The 25073-nt window shown below is 72.5% G+C and carries 16 protein-coding genes; 11 read left to right on the top strand and 5 right to left on the bottom strand.

The genetic code is table 11. The annotated features are described in order from the left end of the window. Positions 1-4 precede the first annotated feature (4 nt). The 3 genes from DB32_RS40605 (at position 5) to DB32_RS40595 (ending at position 4010) form a co-directional block, all read left to right on the top strand. Positions 5-1447 (top strand): DUF1552 domain-containing protein, encoded by a 1443-nt coding sequence (locus DB32_RS40605; protein ID WP_053238033.1) that lies wholly within the window; start codon positions 5-7, stop codon positions 1445-1447. After that, positions 1448-2581 carry a glycoside hydrolase family 2 protein gene (locus DB32_RS40600; protein ID WP_053238032.1) on the top strand — a complete coding sequence of 378 codons (1134 nt, stop codon included), beginning with the start codon at positions 1448-1450 and terminating at the stop codon, positions 2579-2581. A gap of 154 nt (positions 2582-2735) precedes the next feature. Further along, a complete protein-coding gene (locus tag DB32_RS40595) occupies positions 2736-4010 on the top strand; it encodes a hypothetical protein (protein WP_157070241.1) in 1275 nt (424 codons plus the stop codon). On the opposite strand, the gene DB32_RS40590 is transcribed toward DB32_RS40595, so the two are convergent. Continuing rightward, the gene (locus DB32_RS40590; protein ID WP_157070239.1) at positions 3991-5367 is read right to left on the bottom strand and encodes a zinc dependent phospholipase C family protein; all 1377 of its coding nucleotides are present in this window, start codon (positions 5365-5367) and stop codon (positions 3991-3993) included. The two genes, DB32_RS40595 and DB32_RS40590, sit on opposite strands and share 20 nt — an antisense overlap. 134 nt (positions 5368-5501) lie before the next feature. Here DB32_RS40590 and DB32_RS40585 point away from each other — a divergent pair, with 134 nt between their 5' ends. Further along, positions 5502-6518 carry a hypothetical protein gene (locus DB32_RS40585; RefSeq protein WP_053238029.1) on the top strand — a complete coding sequence of 339 codons (1017 nt, stop codon included), beginning with the start codon at positions 5502-5504 and terminating at the stop codon, positions 6516-6518. A gap of 3 nt (positions 6519-6521) precedes the next feature. Here DB32_RS40585 and DB32_RS40580 read toward each other — a convergent pair whose 3' ends face one another. Further along, positions 6522-8573, bottom strand: coding sequence for an ATP-dependent helicase (locus tag DB32_RS40580; protein ID WP_053238028.1), 2052 nt, complete (start codon positions 8571-8573; stop codon positions 6522-6524). A 62-nt stretch (positions 8574-8635) separates the two neighbouring features. On the opposite strand from DB32_RS40580, the gene DB32_RS40575 reads away from it, so the two are divergent. The 7 genes from DB32_RS40575 (at position 8636) to DB32_RS40545 (ending at position 22215) form a co-directional block, all read left to right on the top strand. After that, a complete protein-coding gene (locus tag DB32_RS40575; protein WP_157070236.1) occupies positions 8636-9271 on the top strand; it encodes a DUF4328 domain-containing protein in 636 nt (211 codons plus the stop codon). A 70-nt stretch (positions 9272-9341) separates the two neighbouring features. After that, positions 9342-10664 carry a collagen-like protein gene (locus DB32_RS49275; RefSeq protein WP_205627121.1) on the top strand — a complete coding sequence of 441 codons (1323 nt, stop codon included), beginning with the start codon at positions 9342-9344 and terminating at the stop codon, positions 10662-10664. A gap of 22 nt (positions 10665-10686) precedes the next feature. Further along, positions 10687-11601 (top strand): c-type cytochrome, encoded by a 915-nt coding sequence (locus DB32_RS40565; protein ID WP_053238025.1) that lies wholly within the window; start codon positions 10687-10689, stop codon positions 11599-11601. 501 nt (positions 11602-12102) lie between these two features. Beyond that, the gene (locus DB32_RS40560; RefSeq protein WP_053238024.1) at positions 12103-15519 is read left to right on the top strand and encodes an exodeoxyribonuclease V subunit gamma; all 3417 of its coding nucleotides are present in this window, start codon (positions 12103-12105) and stop codon (positions 15517-15519) included. Next, positions 15516-19100: a UvrD-helicase domain-containing protein gene (locus DB32_RS40555; RefSeq protein WP_053238023.1), complete on the top strand. Its 3585-nt coding sequence runs from the start codon at positions 15516-15518 to the stop codon at positions 19098-19100. The genes DB32_RS40560 and DB32_RS40555 overlap by 4 nt, the downstream gene beginning before the upstream one ends. After that, positions 19097-21136: an exodeoxyribonuclease V subunit alpha gene (gene recD, locus DB32_RS40550; RefSeq protein ID WP_169791714.1), complete on the top strand. Its 2040-nt coding sequence runs from the start codon at positions 19097-19099 to the stop codon at positions 21134-21136. Before DB32_RS40555 ends, recD begins: the two co-directional genes overlap by 4 nt. A gap of 104 nt (positions 21137-21240) precedes the next feature. Next, a complete protein-coding gene (locus DB32_RS40545; protein WP_053238021.1) occupies positions 21241-22215 on the top strand; it encodes a fatty acid desaturase family protein in 975 nt (324 codons plus the stop codon). Here the strand turns inward: DB32_RS40545 and DB32_RS48860 are convergent. The 3 genes from DB32_RS48860 to DB32_RS40530 are packed head-to-tail and all read right to left on the bottom strand — an operon-like array spanning position 22212 to position 24903. Next, on the bottom strand, positions 22212-22730 hold the full coding sequence (locus tag DB32_RS48860; RefSeq protein ID WP_053238020.1) for an NADPH-dependent FMN reductase: 519 nt from the start codon (positions 22728-22730) through the stop codon (positions 22212-22214). The genes DB32_RS40545 and DB32_RS48860 overlap by 4 nt on opposite strands. After that, complete coding sequence (locus DB32_RS40535) at positions 22727-23974, bottom strand: hypothetical protein (protein ID WP_053238019.1); 1248 nt, start codon at positions 23972-23974, stop codon at positions 22727-22729. The genes DB32_RS48860 and DB32_RS40535 overlap by 4 nt, the downstream gene beginning before the upstream one ends. A 53-nt stretch (positions 23975-24027) precedes the next feature. Beyond that, on the bottom strand, positions 24028-24903 hold the full coding sequence (locus tag DB32_RS40530) for an SPFH domain-containing protein (protein WP_053238018.1): 876 nt from the start codon (positions 24901-24903) through the stop codon (positions 24028-24030). Positions 24904-25073: the final 170 nt, after the last annotated feature.

Raw genomic sequence — 25073 nt, 5'->3', positions numbered from 1 at the left:
TCCGATGTCGCGCTTCTCTCGTCGCGTGTTCCTCGCCGGCGCCGGTGTGAGCCTCGCGCTGCCGTGGATGGAGAGCCTCGCCGGTCGCGCGCGCGCGCAGACCACCACCGCGCCCAAGCGCTTCGTCGCGGTGTACTTCCCGAACGGCGCGGCCGCGCAGTACTGGCCGTCGCGCGGCGCGGGCAGCGGCGACTCGTGGCAGCTCTCGCCGATCCTCGAGCCGCTCGCGCCGCTCAAGGCGAAGACGACGGTCCTCACGAACCTCGAGAATTACACGGCGATGCAGGGTGATCCCTTCGTCGAGCCGAGCCACGCGCGCTGCACCGGCGCGTTCCTCACGTGCGCGGACTCCGACGCGCTGCGCGACGCGCTCGACGTCGAGGTCGCGAACGGCATCTCGGTCGATCAGGTGATTGCGCAGAGCGAGCTCGGTCGGCTCACGCCGATCCCGTCGCTGCAGGTCGGGCTCTCGACGCTCAACTCGTTCACCGACGGGCGCCACGGATCGCTCTCGCGCAGCGTGTCGTGGGCCTCGGAGACCGAGCCGCTCTACAAGGACGTGAACCCGCAGTCGGTGTTCGATCGGCTGGTGGCCGCGGGCGCGGGCGACGGCGGGCTCGATCCCGAGGCGCAGGCCGCGGCGACGCGCCGTCGCATGCTGCGCCGCAGCGCGCTCGACTTCCTCGGCGACGCGACCGAGCGCGTGCAGCGCCGTCTTTCGGTCGCGGATCGCGCGGCGCTCGATCAGTACCTCACGTCGGTGCGCGAGCTCGAGCGGCGCGTCGCGTCGATCGGCGACGGCGTGACGCGCGCGATGTGCGAGCCCGTCGAGCGCCACGGCGAGGCGTACGGCGTCGACGCCGTGCCCGCCGACTACGATCGCGGCGAGCACGCCGACGTGATGAACGCGCTCGTCACGATGGCGCTGCAGTGCGACTCGACGCGCGTGATCTCGTACATGCTCGACGACGCGCGCAGCGACTTCGTCTACAGCCATCTCACGAACCGCACGTTCAGCGACACCGGCTCGGTCGCGGGCAGCGGCTCGGTGGGCGGCTACCACGGGCTGCAGCACGCGGGCGACAGCAACGACGGTTACGCGACGATCAACTGGTGGCTCACCCAGAAGGTCGCCGATCTCTGCCAGCGGCTCGACGCGATCCCCGAGGGCGAGGGCACGGTGCTCGACAACACCGTCGTCGTCTTCGGGAGCGGGATGCACGGCAGCAACCACGACGCGAACGAGCTGCCGATCGTCCTGATCGGCGGCGGCGGCGGGACGCTGCGTGGCGATCAGCACATCGTGTTCCCCGCGACGCCCGGGGATCGTCCGCTGCGCGACCTCTACTACACGCTGCTCACGCAGACCTTCGAGCTGCCGGTGACGGGCTTCGGCTCGCACGTCGGCGGCATCCCGAACCAGATCGTCTCGGAGATTCTGCGGTAAATGCGGCGCATCCTCTCGATGCTCGTGCTCGTGCTCGCTGGCTGCGACGGAACGCTCGCCGACGATCGCGACGCTGCGATCCCCCGCACCGACGCCTCCTCGCGCGCCGACGCCGCGCTCGAGGACGACGAGGACGCCGCGCGCCCGATCGACGACGACGACGCGAGCACGCCTGCGCCGGACTCCGGCACGCCGGGCCCGCGCACGGTGCGTGTCGACGGTCGGCGTCTGCTGGTCGACGGCGCGCCCTACGAGATCCGGGGCGTGTGCTGGAACCCGGTCGCGCGCGGCCGCACCCAGCCCGCCGACTTCGCGGGCTTCGTCGACACCGACGCGCCGCTCATGCGCGCCGCGGGCATCAACGCGATCCGGACCTACGACGCGATCACCGACACGCGCGTGCTCGACGTGCTCGACGCGCACGGGATCGGCGTGTTCCAGACGGTCTACGCGTGGGGCGGCGACGCCGAGAGCGCAGCGCTCGATCGCGTGCGCGCGACGATCGGCCATCGCGCCGTGCTCGGATGGATCGTCGGCAACGAGTGGAACTACAACGGCCTCTACACCGGGCTGCCCTTCGACCAGACGCGCGATCGCCTCGAGCGCATCGCCGCGATGATCCACGCGCTCGATCCGTCGCGCCCGGTGATCACGATCTACGGCGAGGTGCCGAGCGCCGACACGATCGCGGCGATGCCCTCGATCGACATGTGGGGCCTCAACGTCTACCGCGGCGCGACGTTCGGCGATCTCTTCGCGCGCTGGGCCGCGCTGAGCGATGCGCCGATGTTCGTCTCGGAGTACGGCGCCGACGCGTGGGACGCGCGCGACGGAGGCCGCGAGAACCTCGCCGCGCAGGCCGAGGCGACGCGCCTGCTCACCGAGGAGATCCTCGCGTCGTCGACCGCGCGGCGCGCAGACGGCATCGTGCTCGGCGGGACGATCTTCGAGTGGTCCGACGAGTGGTGGAAGGACCAGTCGGGCAGCCCCGACGTGCACGACGTCGGCGGCATCGCGCCGGGCGGCGGGCCGCACCCCGATCGCACGTTCAACGAGGAGTGGTGGGGCGTCGTCGACATCGATCGACACACGCGCCCCGCGTACGACGCGCTCCGCGCGCTGTATGCGCCCTGACTCGAATCCGACATCGTGAGCGCATGTAGATTCGCGTGAGTCAGCATTTTTCGCGCTAGACGAGTCGATCGCCTGGCCTATCCTCCGCGCGCCGAGCACTCGAGCTCGGTCATCTCGTGGAGGACTGCTCGTGCCATCGCGTTCCATCAATCGGTTGTTCGCCCTGACTCTCTTGCTGCTCGGCGCGTGCGACGGCGGCGGTGGCGGTGGCGACTCGCCGCGCGGACCCGGCGAGTACTGCACCGGCCCCGGCGAGTGCACGACCGGCGTGTGCGACCAATGGCAGTGCACCGACACGTGCACCAGCGACGCCGACTGCGCGGCGCTCGGCGCGCTCGATCGCTGCAGCCCGCTCGGCCTGTGCGTCGAGACCTGCTCGCCCGAGCGCTCGGAGGTGGGCTCCGGGCTGATCTGCGTCGACGGCAATCAGGTCTCGTGCGCCGCGCTCGACGACAGCTACTGCGACCTCTGCGACACCAAGTGCCCCGGACAGCGGTGCGTGCCCGAGGTGGGCTGTGCGCCGCTCGCCGACGTCGGTGAGCAGTGCGAAGGCGACTCCGACTGCCGCACCGGCAATTGCAGCCGATACCGCGGCGTCTGCCGCGTGCCGCTCGGGGCGGCGTGCGACGAGACCAACTGCGATCTCTGCCTCACCGACGAGAGCGGGTGGAGCTTCTGCAGTCGCGATTGCACGTTCGGAGACGACTGCAACGGCAGCGAGCGCTGCGTCGGCCGCACCGCACTGAACATGTTCTGGTGTCGCGCCGATTGCGGCGCTTCCTGTCCCGGGGAGTGCCAGTTCACCTCGGACTCGAGCATCCGATTCTGCGAGCCGCGCATCGGCGACTTCGCGATGGAGAGCGAGCCGCGTCGGGAGCTCGAGCCCTGTCGCATCGACTCGGAGTGCGCCGGGGGCACGTGTGTCTCGACTCCCTCCTGCGACTCTCGATCGGCGGAGTGCAGTGGCAGCCGCGGGTTCTGCTCCGACGTGTGCGCCTCGGACGCCGACTGCGGCGCCGCGGGCCGCTGCGTCGATCTGCCGTGCTCGGGCACCGACACCAGCGAGTGCGGGCCGCGCTGCCTGCCGGCGTGCGGCGGCAGCTCGCTCGCCTGCAACGTGCTCGGCGACGCGGATTGTCGTTCGCTGCCGGGCGTCTCGGGCACCGCCGTGTCGGTGTGCGATCCGAGGAACTCGGAGGGCGAGCGTTGTCGCTCGGGCGACGACTGCACGACCGGCGCCTGCTCGAGCCAGGGGCGCTGCACCGCGAGCGGCGGAGCGTCGAACGGCTCGCCGTGCGCCGCGCCGAGCGACTGCGCGTCGGGCAACTGTCAGTCGAGCACGTGCCGCGGCACCTCGCTGCGCGGCGATCCGTGCTCGACGCCGTTCGACTGCAGCGTCGGGACCTGCGTCAGCGGGATCTGCGACTGACGCGCACCGCGACGAGGGCGATCACCACGAGCGCGAGCCACTCGGCGCGCGCTCGTGTCGCCGCCGCGGACACCGCGCACGAGCTGCTCGGCGAGGGCTCGGGCATCGGCGCGACGCCCGCGTCGATCCGCGGAGGCGGGCCGGCGTCGGGCATCTCGGGCGCCGGCGGGATCACGGGATCTTCGATCTCGCCGAGCGGCGGACAGCGCGGATCGTCCTCGGTCGCGCACGCGACCTGGAACGTGTGCTCGTGCGCGCTCGTCGTGCTCGATCCGTCGACGAGCATCGCGCCGCTCGCGAGCGTCGCGGTGTACGTCTCGCCCGGCGTGTAGTCCGCGCTGGCCACGACGCGCACGAGGCGCGAGACGCCGCCCCAGCGCGTGTAGCGCAGCTCGAGCCCGTGCGGCGCGCCCAGCGAGTCGACGAGCGTCGCGCTCGCGCCGTCCTGCTGTACGCCCTTGCCGAGCACCAGCGTGACCCAGCTCGCGACGCTCGTGTGGTCGGCCTCGCGCAGCCGGCGCGGCGCGTCGGGCCACGCGTGGATCACGAGCTCGCTCTCCTCGAAGCGATCGTGCAGCCGCTCCCAGAGCGCGAGCATGTAGCGCGCGGTGGGCGTGATCTCCGCGTAGAGGCTCCCCGCGACCGCGGGGTCCATGTAGTGCTCCGCGGTCCACGGGATCTGCGGGCGGTATCGCTCGCCGTTCCCCTCGGCAATCGTGGGGCCGATCGTGTCGTTCACGTACGCGCCGCGCACCCGGCGCACCTGCGAGCGGATGAGGTCCTCGTCGATCTCCGCGCTCTGCGGCAGCGACGCGTAGAGCGGGAGCAGATCGGCGATCGGCAGGTACTCGCTGGGCGTCATCCAGAAGTAGCCGTCCTGCACCAGGAAGCCGTCGGTGCCGGGATCGGTGGCGTCCTGTCCGTGCCCGTCGCGCTGCTCCGCTTCGTAGAGGAACGTCGAGTCGAAGAGCTCGTCCTGCAGGCCGTGCGCGGCGCAGCCCATCAGGAACGCGACGAGCATCCGCTCTTCCTTCGTGTCGTAGGTCGGGCCGTACGTCGTGCGCACGCGCTGCACGAAGTCCTCGATGAACGGCTCCCAGTGCGCGTGCTCGCCGTACGCGCGCGCCGCGTCGCTGCCGAGCGCGTAGCCGGTGTCGGGGAACATCGCGCCGGCGAGCGCGGCCTCGCGCACGTCGGGATCCTCGAACACGTCGCGCAGCTCGCCCGGTGGAAGGTTCGAGATGGCCCAGCCGGTCACGTGCACGTGACCGTGGAGGCCGTGCGCGGACGCGATGGCCGGCGCCGTCGCGATCACGACCGCGGCCGCGGCCGAAGAGACGAATCGAAGCGAATGCATGCCCCACTCCCCGCGCGACGCAGACCCGAGCGCCGCGCTCGAAGCGTCGCCGCGGTGTCGTTGCGCGCGCAAGTAGCCGTCGCGCGGCGAACGCGGGGCAGCCGTGCGACGTCGGCGCGTACGATGCCTCGCCGATGAGCTCCGAACGCCTCGCCTGGACCCGCGCCCAGCGCAAGAAGCTGCGCGGTCCGCTCCACCCGCACCCGCTCGACCCGAAGGATCGCACGCCGACGCTCGACGCGAGCTGGCGCACGCTGGTCGAGTGGTTCCGCGCGGGCGCGCGCCTGCGACGACGACCCGCCGCGGGCGCGATGCCCGCGCTGCGCGAGTCGATCGCGCGCGTCTACGCGAGCTTCGAGTCGGACGCGCTGCCCGCGTCGTTCGATCACGCCGACGAGATGGCGCGCGCCGCGATCGCGCTCGTCGATCGCGAGCACCCCGACCTCCACGACGCCAGGATCCAGAGCGCGCTCGTCGGGCTCTGGGCGCAGACGGCGGGCGCCGCGTTCACCGTCGAGCTGCTCGCGCGCGAGAGCGGCTTCCTGACCGGCGGCGTGTACTCGCCGATGACGTACTTCGAGCTCGAGCTCGTGCTGCCGAGCGCGGGCCTGCGGACGTTCTCGCTGCGCGATGCGTCGTGGTGGTCGACGCTGCGGCCCTACGTCGTCGCGCTCGATCCGCGCAGCGAGGCATACGTCGCCGCGCGCGCTGCGGCCGAGACCGTGCGCGCGACCGCCGACGCGGCGACGCGCGCCGGGTGCGCGCTCGCGTTCCCGCGCGAGCCCGAGTGGGCCGCGGCCGATGCCCACGAGTGGCTCTCTCGCGTGCAGCACGGCGCGCTCCCGTGGGCGCCCGACTCGTGGGCGATCCTCGCGTCGCTCGACGACGCCGACCTCGCGCAGCAGCTCGCCGAGGCGGCCGGCCCGCAGTGGGGCCACCTCGCGGCGGGCTACGCGTTCGACATGGTCGACGTGCTCGGCGCACGCGCAGCCGGCCCGCTCGCCGCGTTGCTCGAGCTCCCGCGGGGCGCGCCGGCGCGCAAGACCTTCGTCGCCGCGCTGGTGCTCGCCGATCCCGGAGCCGCGCGCGCGCTGCACGACCACACGTCGAACCCCGCGGTGCGCAACTCGCTCGCGGCCGCGCTCGCGTGACGCTCAGCCGCCGCGCAGCCGCGCGAGGAGCGCATCGGCGAGATCGACCGCCTCGTCGTGCGCGACCGGCGCGCGATCGTCGTGCTCGACCTTCTCGATCAGCGCCTCGGGCAGACCCTCGAGGAAGCGGCTCGGCGTGAGCGGGATCTGCTTGCCGCGCATCTCGCGACGGATCGGGCGGCACAGATAGAGGCGCTCCTGCGCGCGCGTCACGCCGACGTAGAAGAGGCGCCGCTCTTCCTCCACGTCGGTCGGCGCGGCCTCGGTCACCTTCGGATCCGTGGTGCGCGAGTGCGGCAGCGTGCCCTCGTTGAGCCCGATCAGGAACACCACTGGCCACTCGAGGCCCTTCGAGCCGTGCAGCGACGAGAGCGTCACCTTCTCGCCCGCCGCTTCTTCCTCGTCGCCGAAGCGCATCGTGATGCGGTGGAGGAACGTCGCGAGCGAGGGCCGCTCCTTCGCCTCGGTCTTCTCGTAGCGCTCGAGCGAGCGCAGCACGTACTCGACGTCGCCCCAGCGCTGCTGCTGGTCCTTGTCGCCGCTCTCCTTGAGCTCGCGCACCAGCCCCACGCGATCGAACATCGAGAGCGCGCTCGCCGCGAGCCCGGTGCCCGTCGCGAAACGCTCGCGCGCCTCCGCGAACGCCGCCGCGAGCTGCGCCGCGCCGCGCTTCGCGGCGTCGGGCACGTCGGGGATGTGATCCATGCGGAACACGGCGTCGTAGAAGGGCACGCCCTTCGCCATCGCCCAGCGCTCGACGCGCGTCACCGTCGTGTCCCCGATCCCGCGCGTCGGGTAGTTGAGGATGCGCCGCAGCGAGAGCTCGTCCTGGCGGTGCACCACGCAGCGCAGGTACGCGACCGCGTCCTTCACCTGCTTGCGATCGAAGAACTGCGTGCCGCCGTAGACCTGGTACGGCACGCCCTCGACGCGCAGCTCCTCCTCGATCGCGCGCGCCTGCAGGTTCGAGCGGTAGAGCACCGCGACGTCGCTCGACTTGATGCCGTGATCCGCGCGCAGCCGGCGGATCTCCTTCGCGACGAAGCGCGCCTCCTGCTCGACGTCGCCGACCTGGCAGAGGCGCACCATCTCGCCGCCGCCCTTGGTCGCGCGCAGCACCTTGCCGAGGCGGCGCATCGACGAGCGACCGATCGCCGCGTTCGCGATCTCGCAGATCGGCGCGCGCGAGCGGTAGTTCTGCTCGAGCTTCACGATCGTCGCGCCGGGGAAGAAGCGATCGAAGTCGAGGATGTTGGTCACCTCGGCGCCGCGCCATCCGTAGATCGACTGATCGTCGTCGCCGACGACGCACACGTTCGAGCGCTCGTTCGCGAGCAGGCGCACCAGGTCGAGCTGGACCTTGTTGGTGTCCTGGAACTCGTCGATCAGCATGTAGCGGAAGCGCTCGCGCCACTTCTGCCGCACGTCGTCGCGCTGCTTCAGGAAGCGCACCGGCGCGAGCACGAGGTCGTCGAAGTCGAACGCGCGCATCGAGCGCAGCGCGGCCTCGTAGTGCGGGTAGACGTCGCGCGCGACCTCGTCGTACTCGCCGCCGCCGCTCTTCGGCACCTCGTCGGGCCCGAGCGACTTGTTCTTCCACAGCGAGATGCGCGCGTGGACCGACCACAGATCGAGCTTCCGATCCGCGAGCCCCTCGCGCTTCACGATCTCGCGCACGAGCCCGAGCGCGTCGGCCTGATCGAAGATGACGAAGCGCGCGCGCCCGTCGCCGGTGTCGCCGAGCATCGTGCGCGCTTCTTCCTGGAGGAAGCGCACGCCGAACGAGTGGAACGTCGAGAGCCAGAGCTTCGCCGCGCGCTCCTTGCCGACGAGCGGCGCCATGCGCTCCGCCATCTCCTCGGCGGCCTTGTTGGTGAACGAGACCGCGAGGATGCGATCCGGTGGCACCATCCGCTCTTTCACGAGGCGCGCGATGCGGTGCGTGATGACGCGCGTCTTGCCCGAGCCCGCGCCCGCGAGCACCAGGAGGGGCCCGTCGTCGTGGGAGACCGCTGCCGACTGCGCCTCGTTCAATCCCGGGATGAGCCGCGTCATGAGCGGGCCAGGGTTAACCGAGCGCTGATCGCCCGTCCAGCGCTACAGTGGCCGACCAGGTGATGGATGACGGCGCCCGACGACCCGAGTACGTCGACGCGTGCAGGCGCGCGCTGATCGCGCAGGTGGCGCTCGCGCTCAACCCGCTGTCTCTGGTCGCCACGTGTTGCCTGGCGCTGGGTCTGCCGGTGCTCGAGGAGGTCACCGGCACGCCACCGATCTCCACGCTCCTGCTGAGCCAGGTCTCGTTCGTCGTCGCGATGCTGCTGATGCTCGCGACCGCGGTCGCGTTCTTCGCGTGGTTGCAGCGCGCGAGGAGCAACGCCCACGCGCTCACCGGCGAGCCACCGGCGCATGGCTCTGCCTTCGCGATTGCCGTGTGGCTCATCCCGTGCGCCAACTGCTGGCTGCCGCTGACGGTCGTGCGCGAGGTCGATCGCAAGAGCGACCCCACGCGCGGCGGCTCGCCGTGGCTGCTCGGCGGGTGGTGGGTCGCGTACCTTGCGATGCACTTCGCGATCGGACGACTCGCGACCGCGGTGGACCGTCGAGCGATGGGCCTCTGGTTCTTTGCCTGGGTCGCGTCTGCGCTCGTCGCGGCGACGCTCGCGATCCTGGTGATCCGCCGCATCCAGAAGAACCAGATCGCGCTCGTGACGCGCGCCGATGCCCACGCGATCGCGGCCGAGTTCGCCTGAATACAGTTTCTTCTCTGCGCGGAATCCAACCGTTGGATCGGACGCGCGATGCCACCGAGAATGGGCGCGCATGCGTTCCTCCTCTCTCTGGGTCGCGACATGGCTCACCTTGCTCGTCGCGTGCGGCGGCGGCGGCGACGGAGCCGACGGACCGCCCGGTCCCGAAGGCCCGGAAGGGCCCGAAGGTCCACAGGGCCCGATCGGTCCGATCGGCGCGCAGGGTCCCGAGGGCCCGCAAGGTCCGCAGGGCCCCCAAGGCCCGCAGGGCGCGCAGGGCCCGATCGGCCCGCAGGGCCCCGAAGGCGCGATGGGCGTGATGGGCCCGATCGGCCCGATCGGCCCGCAGGGTCCCGAAGGCCCGCAGGGTCCCGAAGGTCCCCAGGGCCCCGAAGGCCCCCGAGGCGAGCCGGGCGCCGAAGGCCCGCAGGGCGCGACCGGCGCCACCGGCGCGACCGGTCCTCAGGGCGACCCCGGCGCGCTCGCGATCTACGGCGACGGCTCGGCGGGCGATCTGATCGTGCGCTCCACCGATCCCGCGCGCTTCTTCACGATCGGCTTCGGCTCGCTGCCCAACGGCGCGAACCTGATGTTCCGCAACGTGCAGATCGACGGGCTCGTCGTCGTGCCGAGCGGCATGGTGCTCCGCGCGACCGGCACGATCGTGATCGGCACCGGCGCGATCCTCGCGGTGCAGCAGCAGCTCACCGACGCCGGCGACAACGTGCCCGATCGCGGAATCGCGCAGTCGGCGGCCGGCGGCGCCGAAGGCGGCCGCGGCACCGGGCTCGGGCGCGCGTCGATCCTCTCGCGCGTCGACGTGGTCGGCGGTGGCGGCGGCAGTCGTCCCGGGAACAACCCGCTGGTCGTCGGCGGCGAGGGCGGCGGGCGCATCATCCTCGCCGCGCGCGGCGGCGTGACGATCAATGGAACGATCGAGCTCGAGGGCCGCAACGCGAACACGCAGTCGGCCACCGCGACCGCCGGCGGGGGCGGCGGAGGCGGCGGCGTCATCACGATCGTCTCGCGCGGCGACATCACGTTCGGCGCGAACGGCACGATCCGCGCGCGCGGCGGCCACGGAGGGAACGGCGCCGCGGGCGCGGCGGGCGTCGTCTACGGCGCGGGCGGCGGCGGAGGCGGCGGGATCATCCAGCTGATCTCGCCGAGCGCGCCGGTCATCCCGAACCTCGCGAACCTCGTGGTCACCGGAGGCAACGCCGGCACGGCCGCGGGCACGGGCGCCTCGCTCGTGCAGGGCGGAGGAGGCGGCGCGTCGGGCGGCGACGGAGGCGACGGCACCCGCTTCACCACGGCCGCGGGCGCGGCGGAGAGCGGGAGCCAAGGTCACGTCGTGACGATCCGCGCCGCGCAGCCCGAGCTCCTCTTGTTCTGACGCGTGCTACGACGCGCGCCCCATGAAGAGAGCTGCATCGACGTTCTTCGTGATGATCGCGCTCGCCGGCTGCGGCGGCGCGGCGTCGGTCCCCGAGACGCCAGCCCCGGTCACCGCGCTCGACGACGCGCGCGGCGGTCGCCTGTTCGATCACTGGGCGCGCGAGCTCGGCCGCACCGACTTCGTGCCCGACGCGCGCGCCACCGCCGGCGCCGCCGACGGACAGGGCGGCCCGACGAGCGACGGAACGCTGCGCCTTCCCGACGGCCGCGTGCTGCTCAACGACGGCGGCCACGACTACCGGCTCAAGAACCTGCTCGGCTGGGATCTCCGCGGCCGCGCCGGCCTCTACGGCCCGTCGCTCATGAACAAGCCGTACGCGCTCGAGACCGACGCGCTCGCGTGGCCGGGCTCGGTGCGCGAGATCGCGGATCGCCTCGAGCGCGGCGAGGGGGACCTCCCGGCGTACGGCGATGTGCTCGCGCGCCACGAGCTCGAGGAGATCGCCGCGTTCGTGGTGCGCATGCGCGACGGCGAGCTCCCGCGCGCGACCGACGTGCTCGCGCTCACGAGCCCCGACGCCGGTCACTACGCGCTGCGCGAGGGCGGCGACGCGACGCGCGGCGCGCGGCTCTACGCCGAGCGCTGCGCGAGCTGTCACGGCGACGACGGCACCGCGATCCTGTTCGACGAGGGCGCGTACTCGCTCGGCTCGCACGCGCGACAGAAGGCGTACGAGGACTGGCTCAAGATCCTGAACGGCCAGCCCGGCTCCCCGATGGGCCGCCAGGTGCGCGGCGAGACCGCGGCCGAGATGCGCCAGGAGATCCTCGACCTCCTCGCGGCGCTGTGCGATCGCCAGCGCTTCCCGCGCGGCGAGGCCAGCTCCGACGACGTCCCCGACGGCGACCCGCGCTGCGGCGCGTACCTCCGCTGATCCGATCGCACGCTGACCGATCGTCGCGAACCACGTGGTCGTGGTCGTGGTCCTGGTCGTGGTCGGCCGTTCCTGCCGCCGAAGCCCTCCCGACGCGCCGTCGGACGCGTTCTCCACCGGACGAACGCGTCCGACGCGCCGTCGATCGCGATCCACCGCGGCGGAAGCCGATCGGCGAGCCGTCGATCGCGATCCACGCCGGCGGAAGACGATCGGCGAGCCGTCGATCGCGATCCACGCCGGTGGAGGCGCTTCGCAGCACGGTCGGAGCCGATCGCCGACCGCGAGTGCGCCTTGTTGGCGCGGTCGGACGCGATCCACGCCCGAAAATCTCGATTCAGGGACCGTCGATTGGGACCCAGCGCGAAAAAATCCCGATCGAGGGACGCCCGATCGCGTCTCCGGCGGCGGCGCACCTGATCCTGCGTCCAGTCGTCCGCCCGGCGCGCTATCGTCGCGCTCCTCGCGGCGATCGATCCGCGAGGCAGCGAGCACCGCGCGATGATCCGGCTGGTCTACTCGAACCGCACCGAGCACCTGGTGCGCGCGCTCGCGGCGCGGATCGCCGAGCGCGCCGACCCACTCGACGCGGTCACGATCGTCGTGCCCAACCGCCCGATGGAGCGCTGGGTCGAGATGCAGCTCGCGTCGCGGCTCGGCATCGCGGCGAACCTGCGCTTCGTGCGGCTCGAGCGCTTCGTCTCCGAGCGCCTCGCGCGCGAGGGCGCGCCGAAGGTGCTCGAGGGCGCGGCGATCGAAGGGCGCCTGCTCGCGACGCTGCTCGAGCTGGGCGCGGGCGATCCCGAGCTCGAGCCGGTGCGCTCCTATCTGCGCGCCGCGGGGGACGACGGCGACGCGATCTCGCGCCGCGCGGTGCAGCTCGCGCGGCGCCTCGCGCGCTCGTTCGAGGAGTACGGCTTCTCGCGCGCGAAGATGATCGAGGCGTGGAGCAAGGGGGCGCTCGAGCTCGAGGGGACGTCGTTCGCCGCGACCGAGCGCTGGCAGCGCGCGCTCTTCCTCGCGGTGCGCGGGCGCGGTGACGCGCAGCTCGAGGCAATGACGCTCGCGGATGCGCTGTCCGCCGCGGCGCCCGAGAGCGCGGCGAGCGAGGCGCACGTGTTCGGCGTGTCGTACGTCGCGCGCATCTTCCAGCAGGCGATCGCGGCGCTCGGCGCGAAGACCGCGCTGCACGTCTACGCGCTCAACCCGTGCGAGGAGTTCTGGGAGGACGCGATCAGCGACGCCGAGGCGCGTCGCGCGAAGCGTCGCGCGAGGGCGCGCGGCGAGCACGATCCCTACGCGCTCGAGAGCGACGTCGACAACGCGCTCCTGCGCGCGTGGGGGCGCCCGGGGCGCGAGCACGTCGCGATGCTCGACGAGCTCACCGGGTTCGACGCCCACGCGTCGTTCGACGATCCGGGCGACGCGACGCTGCTCTCGCGCATCCAGTCGGCGATCCTGCGGCGCGCGCCGATCGAGGCGGGCGAGACGATCGCGGACGGCAGCGTGCAGCTGCTCGCGTGCCCGTCGATCCGCCGCGAGCTCGAGACGGTCGCGACCGAGATCTGGTCGCTGATCGACGGCTCGCAGGCGAGCGAGCGGCCCTATCGCTTCCACGAGATCGCGGTGCTCGTGAACGGGCCCGATCGGGATCGCTACCTGCCGCACCTCGAGGCGGTGTTCGCGGAGGCCCACGATCTGCCGTGGAACGCGGCGGATCTCGCGCTCGCGGCGCGCTCGCGGGTGGCGGACTGCGCGCTGCGATTGATCGATCTGCCCGCGTCGAGCTTCACGCGCGCGGCGCTGCTCGAGATCCTCGCGCACCCGCTCGTGCTCGCGCGCTGGTCCGACGCCGACCCCGCGCGGGTCGCCGCGTTGTGTGATCGCCTCGGGGTGTTCCACGGGATCGACGCCCGTGATCACCGCGGGACGTACCTCGAGGGCAGCGGGCTCGTGCACTGGGATCAGGCGGTGCGGCGGCTGGCGCTCGGCGTGGTGATGGAGGGCGGCGGCAGCTTCGACATCGACGCGGTGCCGCTCGCGCCCGAGCCGATCGCGGGCTCCGACGAGCTCGGCGGCGGGCTGGGATTGTTGGTGCGATCGCTGGCGTCGGACGCGCGGTTCGCGCGCGGCGCGGCGATGCTGCCGAGCGAGTGGGCGCGCTTCTTCGAGGCGCTGCTGCGCAGCTATCTCGTGGTCGGCGAAGGCCCCGAGGAGAGCGAGCTGCGTCGCTGTCTGACCGCGCTCGCCGAGCTCGCGAAGCGCGATGCGGGCGTGCGCGTCGGGTACTCGGTCGCGGCGGAGCTCGCACGCGCGGAGCTCGAGTCGCTGCCCGCGGCGCGTGGTGTGCCGCTGGGCGATGGTGTGGTGGTCGCGTCGCTCCTGCCGATGCGGGCGATCCCGTTCCGCGCGATCTTCGTGCTCGGGCTCGGCGAAGGGCGGTTCCCGGCGCGCGAGCTGGAGACCGGGCTCGATCTGCGCGCGGCGGGGCGCAAGCCGGGCGACGTGTCGATCGACGAGCGCGATCGCTACACGTTCCTCGAGACGCTGCTGTGTGCGCGCGATCGCCTGGTGCTCTCGTGGATCGCGCGCGACGAGCAGAGCGGCGAAGCGCGTCAGCCCTCGTCGGTGGTGAGCGCGATCGAAGAGGCGATCGGCGCGCCGGTGCCGCGACGCACCCCGACGTTGCGGCGCCACGACGAGCTCGCCGACGACGCGATCCGCGCCCACGCGCTGCCCGCCGCGGCGGACGAGGCGCGGGCGCGCATCGAGGGCGCGCCGCACCGTCGTGCGCTCGCCGATGCGCGCTTCCCCGAGGCGGCCCTCGCGCTCCTGCCCGAGAGTGATCCGCGCCGCGCGCTGCTCGCGATGCCGCGGGTCCCGCCGCGCGCGCGGGACAGCGAGGACGAGCCGCGCGAGCGAGTGTCGATCGAGGCGATCCGCCGGTTCCTCGAGTGCCCGATCCAAGGGCACGCACGGCTGGTGATCGGTCAGGACCAGGACGACGTCGACGCGGCAGCGGAGGACGAGCCGTTCGAGGTCGCGCGCACCGAGCGCGATCGCGTGCTCGAGGAGGTGTTCCTCGCGGCGCTGGAGCGCGACGACGCCGAGATCGATGCGATCTATCGCACGCGGATCGCGCAGAGCGCGGCGCGGGGCGCGTGGCCGATCGGCGTGCTCGCGACGCTGCGGCGCGAGGAGGATCGTCGCGACCTGCTCGCGTGGCGGCGCGGATATGCGCGGTTTCCTGCGGGCACGCGCATCCATCGGGTGCGCTTCGGGGCGACGGTGGCGCGCGGCGAGGTGGTGATCGAGCGGCCGCACGAGCCGGTGCTGGTGCCGCTCGGGTCGGATCACGTCGAGGTGATCGGCGCGACGCGGTGGCTGCTCTCGACCGGCGACTCGCTGCGCACGACGACGTCGACGAGGCTCGAGGGGCAGGGCGAGCGGGCGCGCGTCGAGCAGCTGCGGTACGCGCTGCGCGCGTTCGTCGATCACGCGGTGCTCGCGGCGTCGGGGATCTCGAGCGGCAACACGCGTCGGGCGTGGGTGCTCGATCGTTGTGATGGAGGCCCGCTGGTCGTGCAGCTCGCGCCGATGCGCAAAGAGGCGGCGGCGCGCTGGCTCGCGGGCGTGCTCGACGATCTGCGCGAAGGGCCGCACGGCGTGTTCCTGCCGTGCGAAGCGGTGCTGCGCAGCGAGGCGCTCTTCACGCGCGGCCACGACCATCCGAGCGAAGAGCTGGCGCGCTCGATCGAGCAAGTGCGCACCAAGTGGGACGGAGGCTCGTCGAAGTACGGCCCGGTGCGCGACGCCGCGCTGCACCCCGCGCCCGAGCCCAAGAGCGCGCTGGCCTTGGCGAGCCGGAGGTTCCGCGCGTTCTTCGATCACCTCCGCGGCATCAAGAGGGCGCCGTGACCGACGTGCTCACCGATCGTCCTGCGCTGCTCGATGCGCTGCGGCGCGCGGATGGATCGCGCCCGCACGCCGTGATCGAGGCCTCGGCCGGGACGGGCAAGACCCACACGCTCGAGCACCTCGTCATCGATCTGCTCCGCGAGGGGACGCCGATCGAGCGCATCCTCGTCGTGACGTTCACCGAGAAGGCGACGCTCGAGATGCGCGCCCGCATCCGCGCGCGCATCGCGTCGCTCGTCACCGCGCTCTCGCCGGTCGAGAACGAGCGGCTGCGCGCGGCGCTGCTCGACTTCGATCGCGCGCCGATCTCGACCATCCACGCGTTCTGCCAGCGGGTGCTCGCGGAGCAGGCGTTCGCGAGCGGACGATTGTTGGAGCAGCAACGATTGGATCCGCGCGAGGCGTTCGCGAAGAGCTTCCGCGATGCGCTGCGACGAGGGCTCGCGGCGAATGCGCCGGAGCGTCCGCTGCTCGAGCAGGCGATCGCGGCGATGGGCGCATCGAAGCTCGAGGACGTGCTGTGGCGCTGGTCGCTCGAGCGCGGTGAGGTGCGGCCGCGCTTCGATGCCGAGTCGCTGGTCGCGGCGATCGCGGCGATGCCCGATGCGGCGGAGCTCGAGGGCGCGCTGGGCCGCACGTTGCTGCACTCGGTCGGTCACCACGCGGTGCGGGCGCGGGCGCGCGAGACGTTCGCGACGCTCGCGCCCTTCGTGGCCAAGGCGCGCGCGGCGGAGCCCGTCGACGCGTGGCTTCCGTCGTTGCTCGCGTGGGCCAACGACGCGCCGAACCGCGCGGCCGAGCGCAACGTCGACTACCTCGCGATCCACCTCGGCGCGCACCCGGTGATCGGCGCGCACGTGCGCACCCTCGCGGCCCACGCGTCGAGCGCGCTGCCGGTGCTGATCGGTCGCGTGCTCCCGGCGATCGTGAAGCGCCTCGACGAGGACAAGCGCAAGAACGGGCGCTTCGACTTCGACGACATGCTGCGCCTGGTGCACGAGGCGCTGCACGGACCGCGCGGCGACGACGTCACCGCGGCGCTGCGCGCGCGCTATCGCTACGCGCTGGTCGACGAGTTCCAGGACACCGATCCGGTGCAGTGGGCGATCTTCCGCCGCGTCTTCTTCGATCGCGAGGATGGTGGCGCGCTGGTGCTGATCGGCGATCCCAAGCAGTCGATCTACGCGTTCCGCAGCGCCGACGTGCACACGTACCTCGCGGTGTGCGACGAGGTCGTCGCCGCGGGCGGCGTGAAGGTGCCGCTGGTCGACTGCTACCGCTCGACGCAGCCGATGATCGACGCGGTGAACCTCGTGCTGCGCGAGACGTTCTTCACCGGCCCGAATCGCTACGACCACCCGGTGCGCTGCGGTCGCCCCGCGCTGGTCGCCGAGGACGCGACCACGAGCGCGCCGATCGTGCTCTTGCATCTCCACGCCGACGACGAGCTGCGCGCCAAGCCGATGCGCTTCGCGCTCGCGAACGCGATCGCCGACGAGATCGCGCGGCTGATCGACGGCGGCATGCAGGTCACCGATCGATCGCGCGACGACGGGGCGCTGCGTCCGCTGCAGCCGAGCGACGTCTTCGTGCTCACGCGCACCGGCAAAGAGGCGCAGGAGGTCGCGGAGGCGCTGCGTCGCAGAGGGATCCCGCACGCGCTCTCGTCGCAAGAAGGGCTCTTCGACACCCGCGAGGCGCGCGACGTGCTCGACGTGCTGCGCGCGCTCGAAGATCCCGGCTCGCGCGCGCTGCGCCTCCGCGCGTGGATGACGCCGTTCTTCGCGGTGACCCAGGACGAGCTCGATGCGTGCCGCGCATTGCCGGGCGATCACCCATTCGCGCTGCGCATCGCGCGCTGGACGCAGCTCGCGCGCGATCACCGCTTCGCCGCGCTGTTCCAGTCGATGCTCGACGAGAGCGGGCTCGCGCGTCGCCTCCTCTTCCTGCGCGAGGGCGAGCGCGAGCTGGTGAACTACCAGCACGTGCTCGAGATCCTGCTGGCGCGCGCGAGCCAGGGACGCCTCGCGCTGCGCGAGATCACGACCGAGCTCGGCGAGCTGGTCGACACCCGGCGCAAGGTCGCGGGCGACGACGAGGACGTGCAGCGCCTCGAGAGCGAGCGCGCCGCGGTGCAGCTCCTCACGATGCACAAGAGCAAGGGCCTCGAGGCGGAGGTCGTCTTCCTGTTCGGCGGCATGACCCAGCGCCCGGCGGGCGCGCACGAGCCCCACGTGTTCCACGAGGACGGCCAGCGCGTCGCGTGGATCGGCGATCCCGGCGGCGAGCTCGGCGCGCAAGTGCACGAAGAAGAGCGCCACGAGCACGAGCGACTGCTCTACGTCGCGCTCACCCGCGCGCGCTCGCGCTCGTACCTGCCGTACATCGGGCCCGCGCCGGCGCGCGATGCGCTGCCGGCGGGCACCGGCTCGACGTTCGCGCGGCTCGCGGGCGCGTATCGCGTGCTCGCCGATCGACTGGTGCAGCTCGTCGATCGCGATCAGCTCGATCCCGCGCTCTTCGCGCGCTCGATGGTGAAGGTCACCGGCGCGCGGCGTCGCATCGCGATCCCCGCGCCGCTGCCCGCGATCGACGCGACCACCACCAGCGCGGCGCTGACGATCCCGGCGCTCGATCCGCCCGAGCGCTTCACCACGCTGCGCGGCGCGGCGCGGGGCATCGAGGTCACGTCGTACACCCGCATGAAGGCGGGGCGCGCGCGGCTCGGGCTCGATCGCACCCACGACGATCAGACCGCGTGGATCGAGGAGCTCGCGAGCGACGCGACCGCCGCGGTGGTGCCGATCGAGGCCGACGATCCGCTGCCCGCGGGCGCGGCGTTCGGCGTGTTCGTCCACGAGATCCTCGAGCACGTCGACGTGCAGCACGTGATCGCGAGCGCGGATCGCGACGCGCTGCTCGCGCACGAGCCGACGAGCGCGCTGTTCGCGGCGTCGGCCGAGCGCAACGGCATCGATCCCCGGGTGATCCCGCCGAGCGCCGAGCTCGTGATGCGCACGCTGAAGACGCCGATCCGCGCGGGCACGCTCGCGCTGCCCGAGGGCTTCGCGTCGCTGACCAAGACCGTCGCGGAGATGTCGTTCCTCCATCCGATCCCCGAGCGCGCGCACCCGCTCTTCGGCGACTGGCAGAGCCCGGATCGCGCGCCGCTCACGATCGAGCGCGGCTTCGTGCGCGGCGTGATCGATCTGATCTTCGAGCACGCGGGCCGCATCTACGTGCTCGACTGGAAGACCGATCGACTGCCGACCTACGACGCGGCGTCGCTCGAGGCGCACGTCGCCGCGCACTACGAGATCCAGGCGCGGCTCTACGCGCTCGGCGTCGCGCGCATGCTGCGCATCGCGAGCGCGAGCGAGCACGACGCGCGCTTCGGCGGGATCGTCTACTGCTTCGTGCGCGGCATGAAGGCGAACAAGCGCGGGCCGACCGAGGGCGTGACGTTCGCGCGACCGACGTTCGACACGCTCGCGGAGTGGGACCGCGCGCTGCGCGACGAGGACGCGCCGTGGGGCCACCCGCTGCCGCCGCGCCCGCGGCGCGAGGAGGCACGCTCGTGACGCGCCCGCCGCTCACGCCGCTCGGCGCCGCGCGCCATGCGATCGGGGCTGCGCCGGCGGGGGATCTCCCGGCGTTCCCCGAAGATCTCGCGGCGCTCGCGCGCAACGCCGATCTCGGCGAGGAGCGGGTGCACGTCGCGTGGGAGCTCGTGCGCGCGGTGCCTCAGCTCGCTGCCGAAGATCAGCGCGCGCTCGTGGTGCTCTTGGTGCTGCTGTTCGAGGCGATCGCGCAGGGCTCGACGCGCTTGCCGATCTCGCCGAGCGATCGCGCGGTGCTGCGCGCGCGCGCCGCGGCGCTCGGTCTGTCGCGCGCCGATCTCAAGCGCGCCGAGTCGTGCGCCGACACGATCCTCGTCGGGCTCGGCGGCAAGTCGAGCGACACGCGCGGTCAGCTCTCGATGCTCTTCGCGGCGCCCGCGGGCGCGCGCTCGCCGTACGAGCCGCTGGTCGGCGAGCCCGGCGCGTATCGCCCGGTGATCGTCGAGTCGGGCGCGCTGGTGCCGCAGCGCCTGAGCGCGACCGAGGGACGGCTCGCGTCGCGCTTGCTCGATCGCGCGCCGCCGCGCGCGCATCCCGACGCGATCGCGACCGCGCTGCGCGCGGTGCTCGCGAGCCCGGTGGTCGGAAAGCGCGGTCCGATCGTGCTCACGAGCGAGCAGACCGCGGCGGTGCACGCCGCGCTCTCGGAGCCGGTCGCGGTGATCTCGGGTGGGCCGGGCACCGGCAAGACGTCGATCGTGGTGTCGATGCTCCGCGCGCTCGCGCGCCTCGCGTCGCCCGAGGTCGCCGCGCGCGACGTCGCGCTCGCGGCGCCGACCGGCAAAGCCGCGGATCGCTTGGCGTCGTCGATCCGCGACGCGCTCGCGGCGTGCCGTGATCCGATCGATCTCGCGCTGCGCGATGCGCTCTCGGAGGCGCGCACGCTGCATCGCTTGCTCGGGTGGTCGCCGAGCGCGGAGACGTTCCGCCACGACGAGGACAGCCCGCTCGCGGAGCGCGTCGTGATCGTCGACGAAGCGTCGATGATCGATCTCGCGCTGATGGAGCGCCTCGTCGCGGCGCTGCGCCCGGAGGCGCGGCTCGTGCTGCTCGGGGACGCGGATCAGCTGCCCTCGGTCGAGCCCGGCGCGGTGCTGAGCGATCTCGTGGGCAGCGGCGGCGCGAGCACGATCACGATCACGCGGCTGACCCAGAGCCACCGCATGGATCCGCGCGATCCCGCGGGCTCGCACATCCTGGGCATCGCGCAGGCGGTGAACGCGGGGACCGCGCCGCGCGCCGAGGAAGGCCCGCTCGCGAGCGGCGTGATCCGGCGGGTGCGCGCGCCGAGCGATGCGGGCGAGGGCGTCTCGATCCTCTCGCCGCGCGATGCCGGCGCGCGCGAGGCGCTGCTCTCGTGGTGGTACCGCGAGCGCGTGGTCGCGTCGGTCGATCGCACCTTCGTGATCGACGCGCCCCACGATCACGCGCCGCTCAAGGCGCTCTTCGATCGCCTCGATGCGTCGCGCCTGCTCTGCGTGACGCGTGGTCGCGCGACCGGCGCCGACGCGATCAACGCGTGGATGGGCGCGCGCCTCGCGCGCGAGCGACGCCTGCCCGTCGGTCCGCTGCTGCTGGTGGGCGAGCCGGTGATGGTCGTGCGCAACGACTACGACCGCGGCCTCTTCAACGGCGATCAGGGCCTCGTGTTGTGGGTCGCGGAGCGAGCAGGCACGAGCGCGCGGCCGTCGCTCGTGGTGCGTCGCGGCGAGCGCTTCGTCGCGTTCCCGCTCGAGACGGTGCGCCCGCTGCTCGAGCGCGCGTACGCGACGACGGTGCACAAGGCGCAGGGCTCGGAGCACGACGCCGTCGCGCTGGTCCTGCCCGACGAAGACGTGCCGCGCCTGCTGACGCGCGAGATCGTCTACACCGCGATCACACGCGCGCGACGCTCGGTGCTGCTCGTCGGATCGGCGGATCTGCTGGCGCGCGCCATCGCGCGACCGACTGCCCGAACGACCGGGCTCGGTGCGAAGCTTCGTTCGCGCGGTGCGTGAATTCCTACGCAGTGACGACCCTCTCGGCCGCCCCGCGGATCGTGGACAGATGCGAGTAGCCGCCTCAGACTCCGCGGCGGCCGAACGAGAGAGGGACTGCTCGGATGCTTCGTTACAAGGCCGACAGGCGCACCATCGGGTTCGTCGCGACGTACTTCGCGCTCGTCGCGCTCCCCTTCGCCGTCGATCTTCCGTGGTGGGCCGCGGTGCCGCTCGTCGTGGCGCTCTGCCTGCTCTCGTTCTTCTGCGCGGTCGCGACGCACAACACCGTGCACACGCCGGTGTTCAAGAAGCGCTCGCTGAACCGCCTGTTCCAGGTGGCGCTCTCGCTGACGTACGGGCACCCGGTCTCGATGTTCGTGCCGGGGCACAACCTCAGCCACCACAAGTACCTTCAGACGCCGAAGGACCGGATGCGCACCGACAAGCTGCGCTTCCGCTGGAACCTGCTGAACCAGCTCTTCTTCATGTTCGTGATCGGCGGCGCGATCTTCAAGGACAACGCCGAGTACGTCGCGGTCATGAAGGCGAAGCGCTCGCCGTGGTACCGCCAGTTCCTGCTCGAGATGACGGTGTACGTCGCGTTCCTCGTGGGCACGCTCGCGCTCTCGATCTGGATGGACGGCTTCCCCTGGCGCTTCCTCGTGTTCGTGGTGCTCCCGCACCAGTACGCGGCGTGGGGGATCATGGGCGTGAACTTCGTGCAGCACGACGGCTGCGACGTGGGGCACCCCTACAACCACAGCCGCAACTTCACGAGCAAGGTCGAGAACTGGTTCACGTTCAACAACGGCTATCACGGGATCCACCACGAGCACCCCGCGCTGCACTGGTCGCTCGCGCCCGAGGCGCACGCGAAGGAGTACGCGCCGCACATCGATCCCCGACTCGATCAGCCGTCGATCCTGCTCTACGCGTTCCGCATGTACGTCTGGCCGGGCAAGCGCGTGCGCTACGACGGCACGCCGGTCGTGCTCGGTCCCGTGGTGCCCGACGAGCCGTGGGTGCAGACCGCGGTGAAGCAGGGCGGCGGTGACGCCGAGCTCGCGGGCGACGGCGAGTACGGCGCGGCCGCCTAACCGCGCAGCGCGCTCACCACGCGCTCGAGCACCGGCGCGACGTCGGCGTCGCGCGCGAGCGCGTCTGCGTCGAGCGCCTTGCCCGCGAGCGGCACCGTCATCGCGGCGTCGACCACGATCGTCGCGCCCATCACGGTGAGCGACTCGACCAGCGACTCGTGCGCGAGCTTCGCGCGGTTCGACGCGTTGAGCACCGCGACGCGCTTCGCGTAGAGCTCGCCGCTGCCGACCAGCCAGTCGAGCGCGTTCTTGAGCACGCCGGGCACGCCGTGGGCGTACTCGGGCGTGGAGAAGAGCACCGCGTCGCAGTCGCGCAGCGTCGCGCGCATCTGCTTCACCGCGTCGCTCGCGTCGTCGTCGGCGACGTCGGGATCGAACCACGGCAGCTCGCGCATGCCGTCGTAGAACGTGACGCGCACGTCGTGATCGCGCGCGACGTGCGCGACCGCGCGCAAGAGCGCGGTCGTCGACGACACCGCGCGCACGCTGCCCGAGATCGCGATCACGTGCTTCATCGCGTCACCACGACCTCGGAGAAGCGCATCGCGACGCGCTCGACTCCGTCGAGATCGAGCGCGCTCCCGGTCGCCCCGGTCGCGTCCACCGCGCGCACCCGCACCGCGCCGACGCACTCGCTCGCGAGCGGCCCGCTCGCGCCGCCGAGCACCGTCGTGATCGCGCGATCGCCCGACGCGTCCTCGCACTCGATCACGATCATCGCCGCGCCCGCGACCGCGCCGACCGTGATGCCGGTGTCGCGCGCGACCGTCACCTCGGGCAGCGCGAGGAACGCGGGCAAGCGACCCACCGCGTCGGGGCTCGTCAGGTGCCGCAGCAGCACCACGCTGCGCGCGCCGCCGTCGTTCGCGCTGTCGTACGCCTGGGCCATCACCCACCACGTCGCGTCCGCGAGCGCGCCCGAGAGCTCGGGCACCGCGAGCACGCCGCCTTCGCCCGCGGTCTGCGGGAGCAGCGAGATGCCGTGCGACGTCGCGATCCCGGGCACGCCGACGACCGCGTCGAGCCCGACCGGCGGCAAGGGCAGCGGGCCCTCCATCGCGAGCGGGATCGCGGCGACGCGCGACGCGGGATCGAGCACCGAGACCTCGACGCTCCCGCCTTCGCCGATCTCGCCGATGCCGAACCCGATCGCCTCGCCCGATGCGTCGCGCAGGATCGCCGCGACGTGATCGACCTCGACCGGCGCGCTCGCGCGGAAGCGGCACGCGCCGCTGCCCTCGTCGACGCACGCGCCGGGCGTCGCGTCGTCGATCGCGCTCGGACGCGAGAGGTGCGGCTGGACGAGCGGCCCGGCGAGCACGCTCGCCGCCCCCAGCGTGTCGGCGCCGACGACGCGGCCCTCGATCGATTGCTCCGCGCTCGCGCGCGCGACCGGGATCACCACACGATCCGCGGCCACGCCGGCCCACGTGGTGGTGCCCGCGTAGCGGCCCTCGGTGCGCACCGCGATCGTCACCGCGCCTTCGAGCCGCGCGTCCTCGAACGTCGCGTAGCCCGGCGTCATCGACTCCGCGATCGACGCCGACCCCGCGCGCACCTCGATGACGGCTCCGTCGATCGGCGCGCGCGAGTCCTCGCCGATCACGATGACCTCGATGCGGCCCGAGAGCGCCTCGCCCGAGATCCCTGGCGCGAACGGCCCGTCCGGCGCGCTCGCTCCGTCGTCGCCGCATCCGCCGAGCAGCGCGAGCGCCACCACGAGCACGCGCGCCGCGAACCTGCCGCGAAGGGAAGTCATGCCCGAAAGCGTGCCACGACCCAGGCCGCGCGCGAGCCCCACGGTCCGAGGCGTCATTCGGTCGGCACTCCGGTGAGCAGCGAGATGGGCTGTCCCGCGGGCACGACCATCACGCGCGAGCCGGGGTTCTCGAGCAGCGCGCGCGTCGCCTCGATCTCGCGCAGGCGCAGCACCGGAGGCGTGAGCGACTGCGCGATCGTGCGGTTCGCCTCGGCTTCGGCGCGCGCGCGGATCAGCTGCGCCGCGGCTTGTCCTTCGGCCTCGGTGCGCAGGCGTGCGGCCTCGGCCTCCGCGGTCATCAGCGCTTGCTGGCGCTGCGCGGTGGCCTGCCTCTGGCGCTGCACGTCCGCGATCGCCTCGTCGAGCGTGTCGGGCAGGTCGATGTTCAGCAGCAGCACGTTGTCGATGAGGATCGCGTCCTCGCGGATGCCGCGGCTGCGCAGCAGCGAGCGGATGCCGCCGTGCACGAGCGCCTCCATGCGCGTCTGGAACGTCGTGCGATCGTCGACGAGCTCGATCGCGGTGAAGCCCGCGGCCGCGTCGCGCACCGCGGTGCGCACGATCGGATGGATCACGCTCGTCGCGTACTGCTCGCCGAGCAGTCGATACACCGGCACCGCCGCGCCCGGATTGAGATGGAACTGCACGCTCACGCCGAGCGAGACGCTCAGCTGATCGCGCGTGAGCGCGTCGACGTCGGCGTCGTGCGGCGTCGTCGCCTCGCCCGACTCGCCCATCTGATAGGTCTGGTTCTGGATGCTCAGCGGCGAGACGTCGGTGAACGGGCTGATGAAGTGGAAGCCTTCGGGATAGGTCCACGGCTCCACGCGCCCCCAGTTCGCAGCGACGCCGACGTGCCCCGGCGGGACCGTCGAGTTGCACCCCGCGAGCACCACGAGAACGAGCGCGAGCCCCGCACCACGGATCATCGATCGACCTCCTGCGCGCGGACGAACCCGCGCCGCGCCCCCGGCGTTCCGGACGCGCCCGAGCGTCGCACGTCCCGCGTTCCTCGGATTCGCGTTTAATCCGCCTTAATTCGAGCGATGCAGGGGGATGGCGCACCCCTCACTCAGAGCCTCGCGTGGACTGCGAGCTC

This window comes from Sandaracinus amylolyticus (assembly GCF_000737325.1).
Lineage (GTDB): Bacteria > Myxococcota_A > Polyangia > Polyangiales > Sandaracinaceae > Sandaracinus > Sandaracinus amylolyticus.
This window is presented reverse-complemented; position numbering and strand designations above follow the sequence as displayed.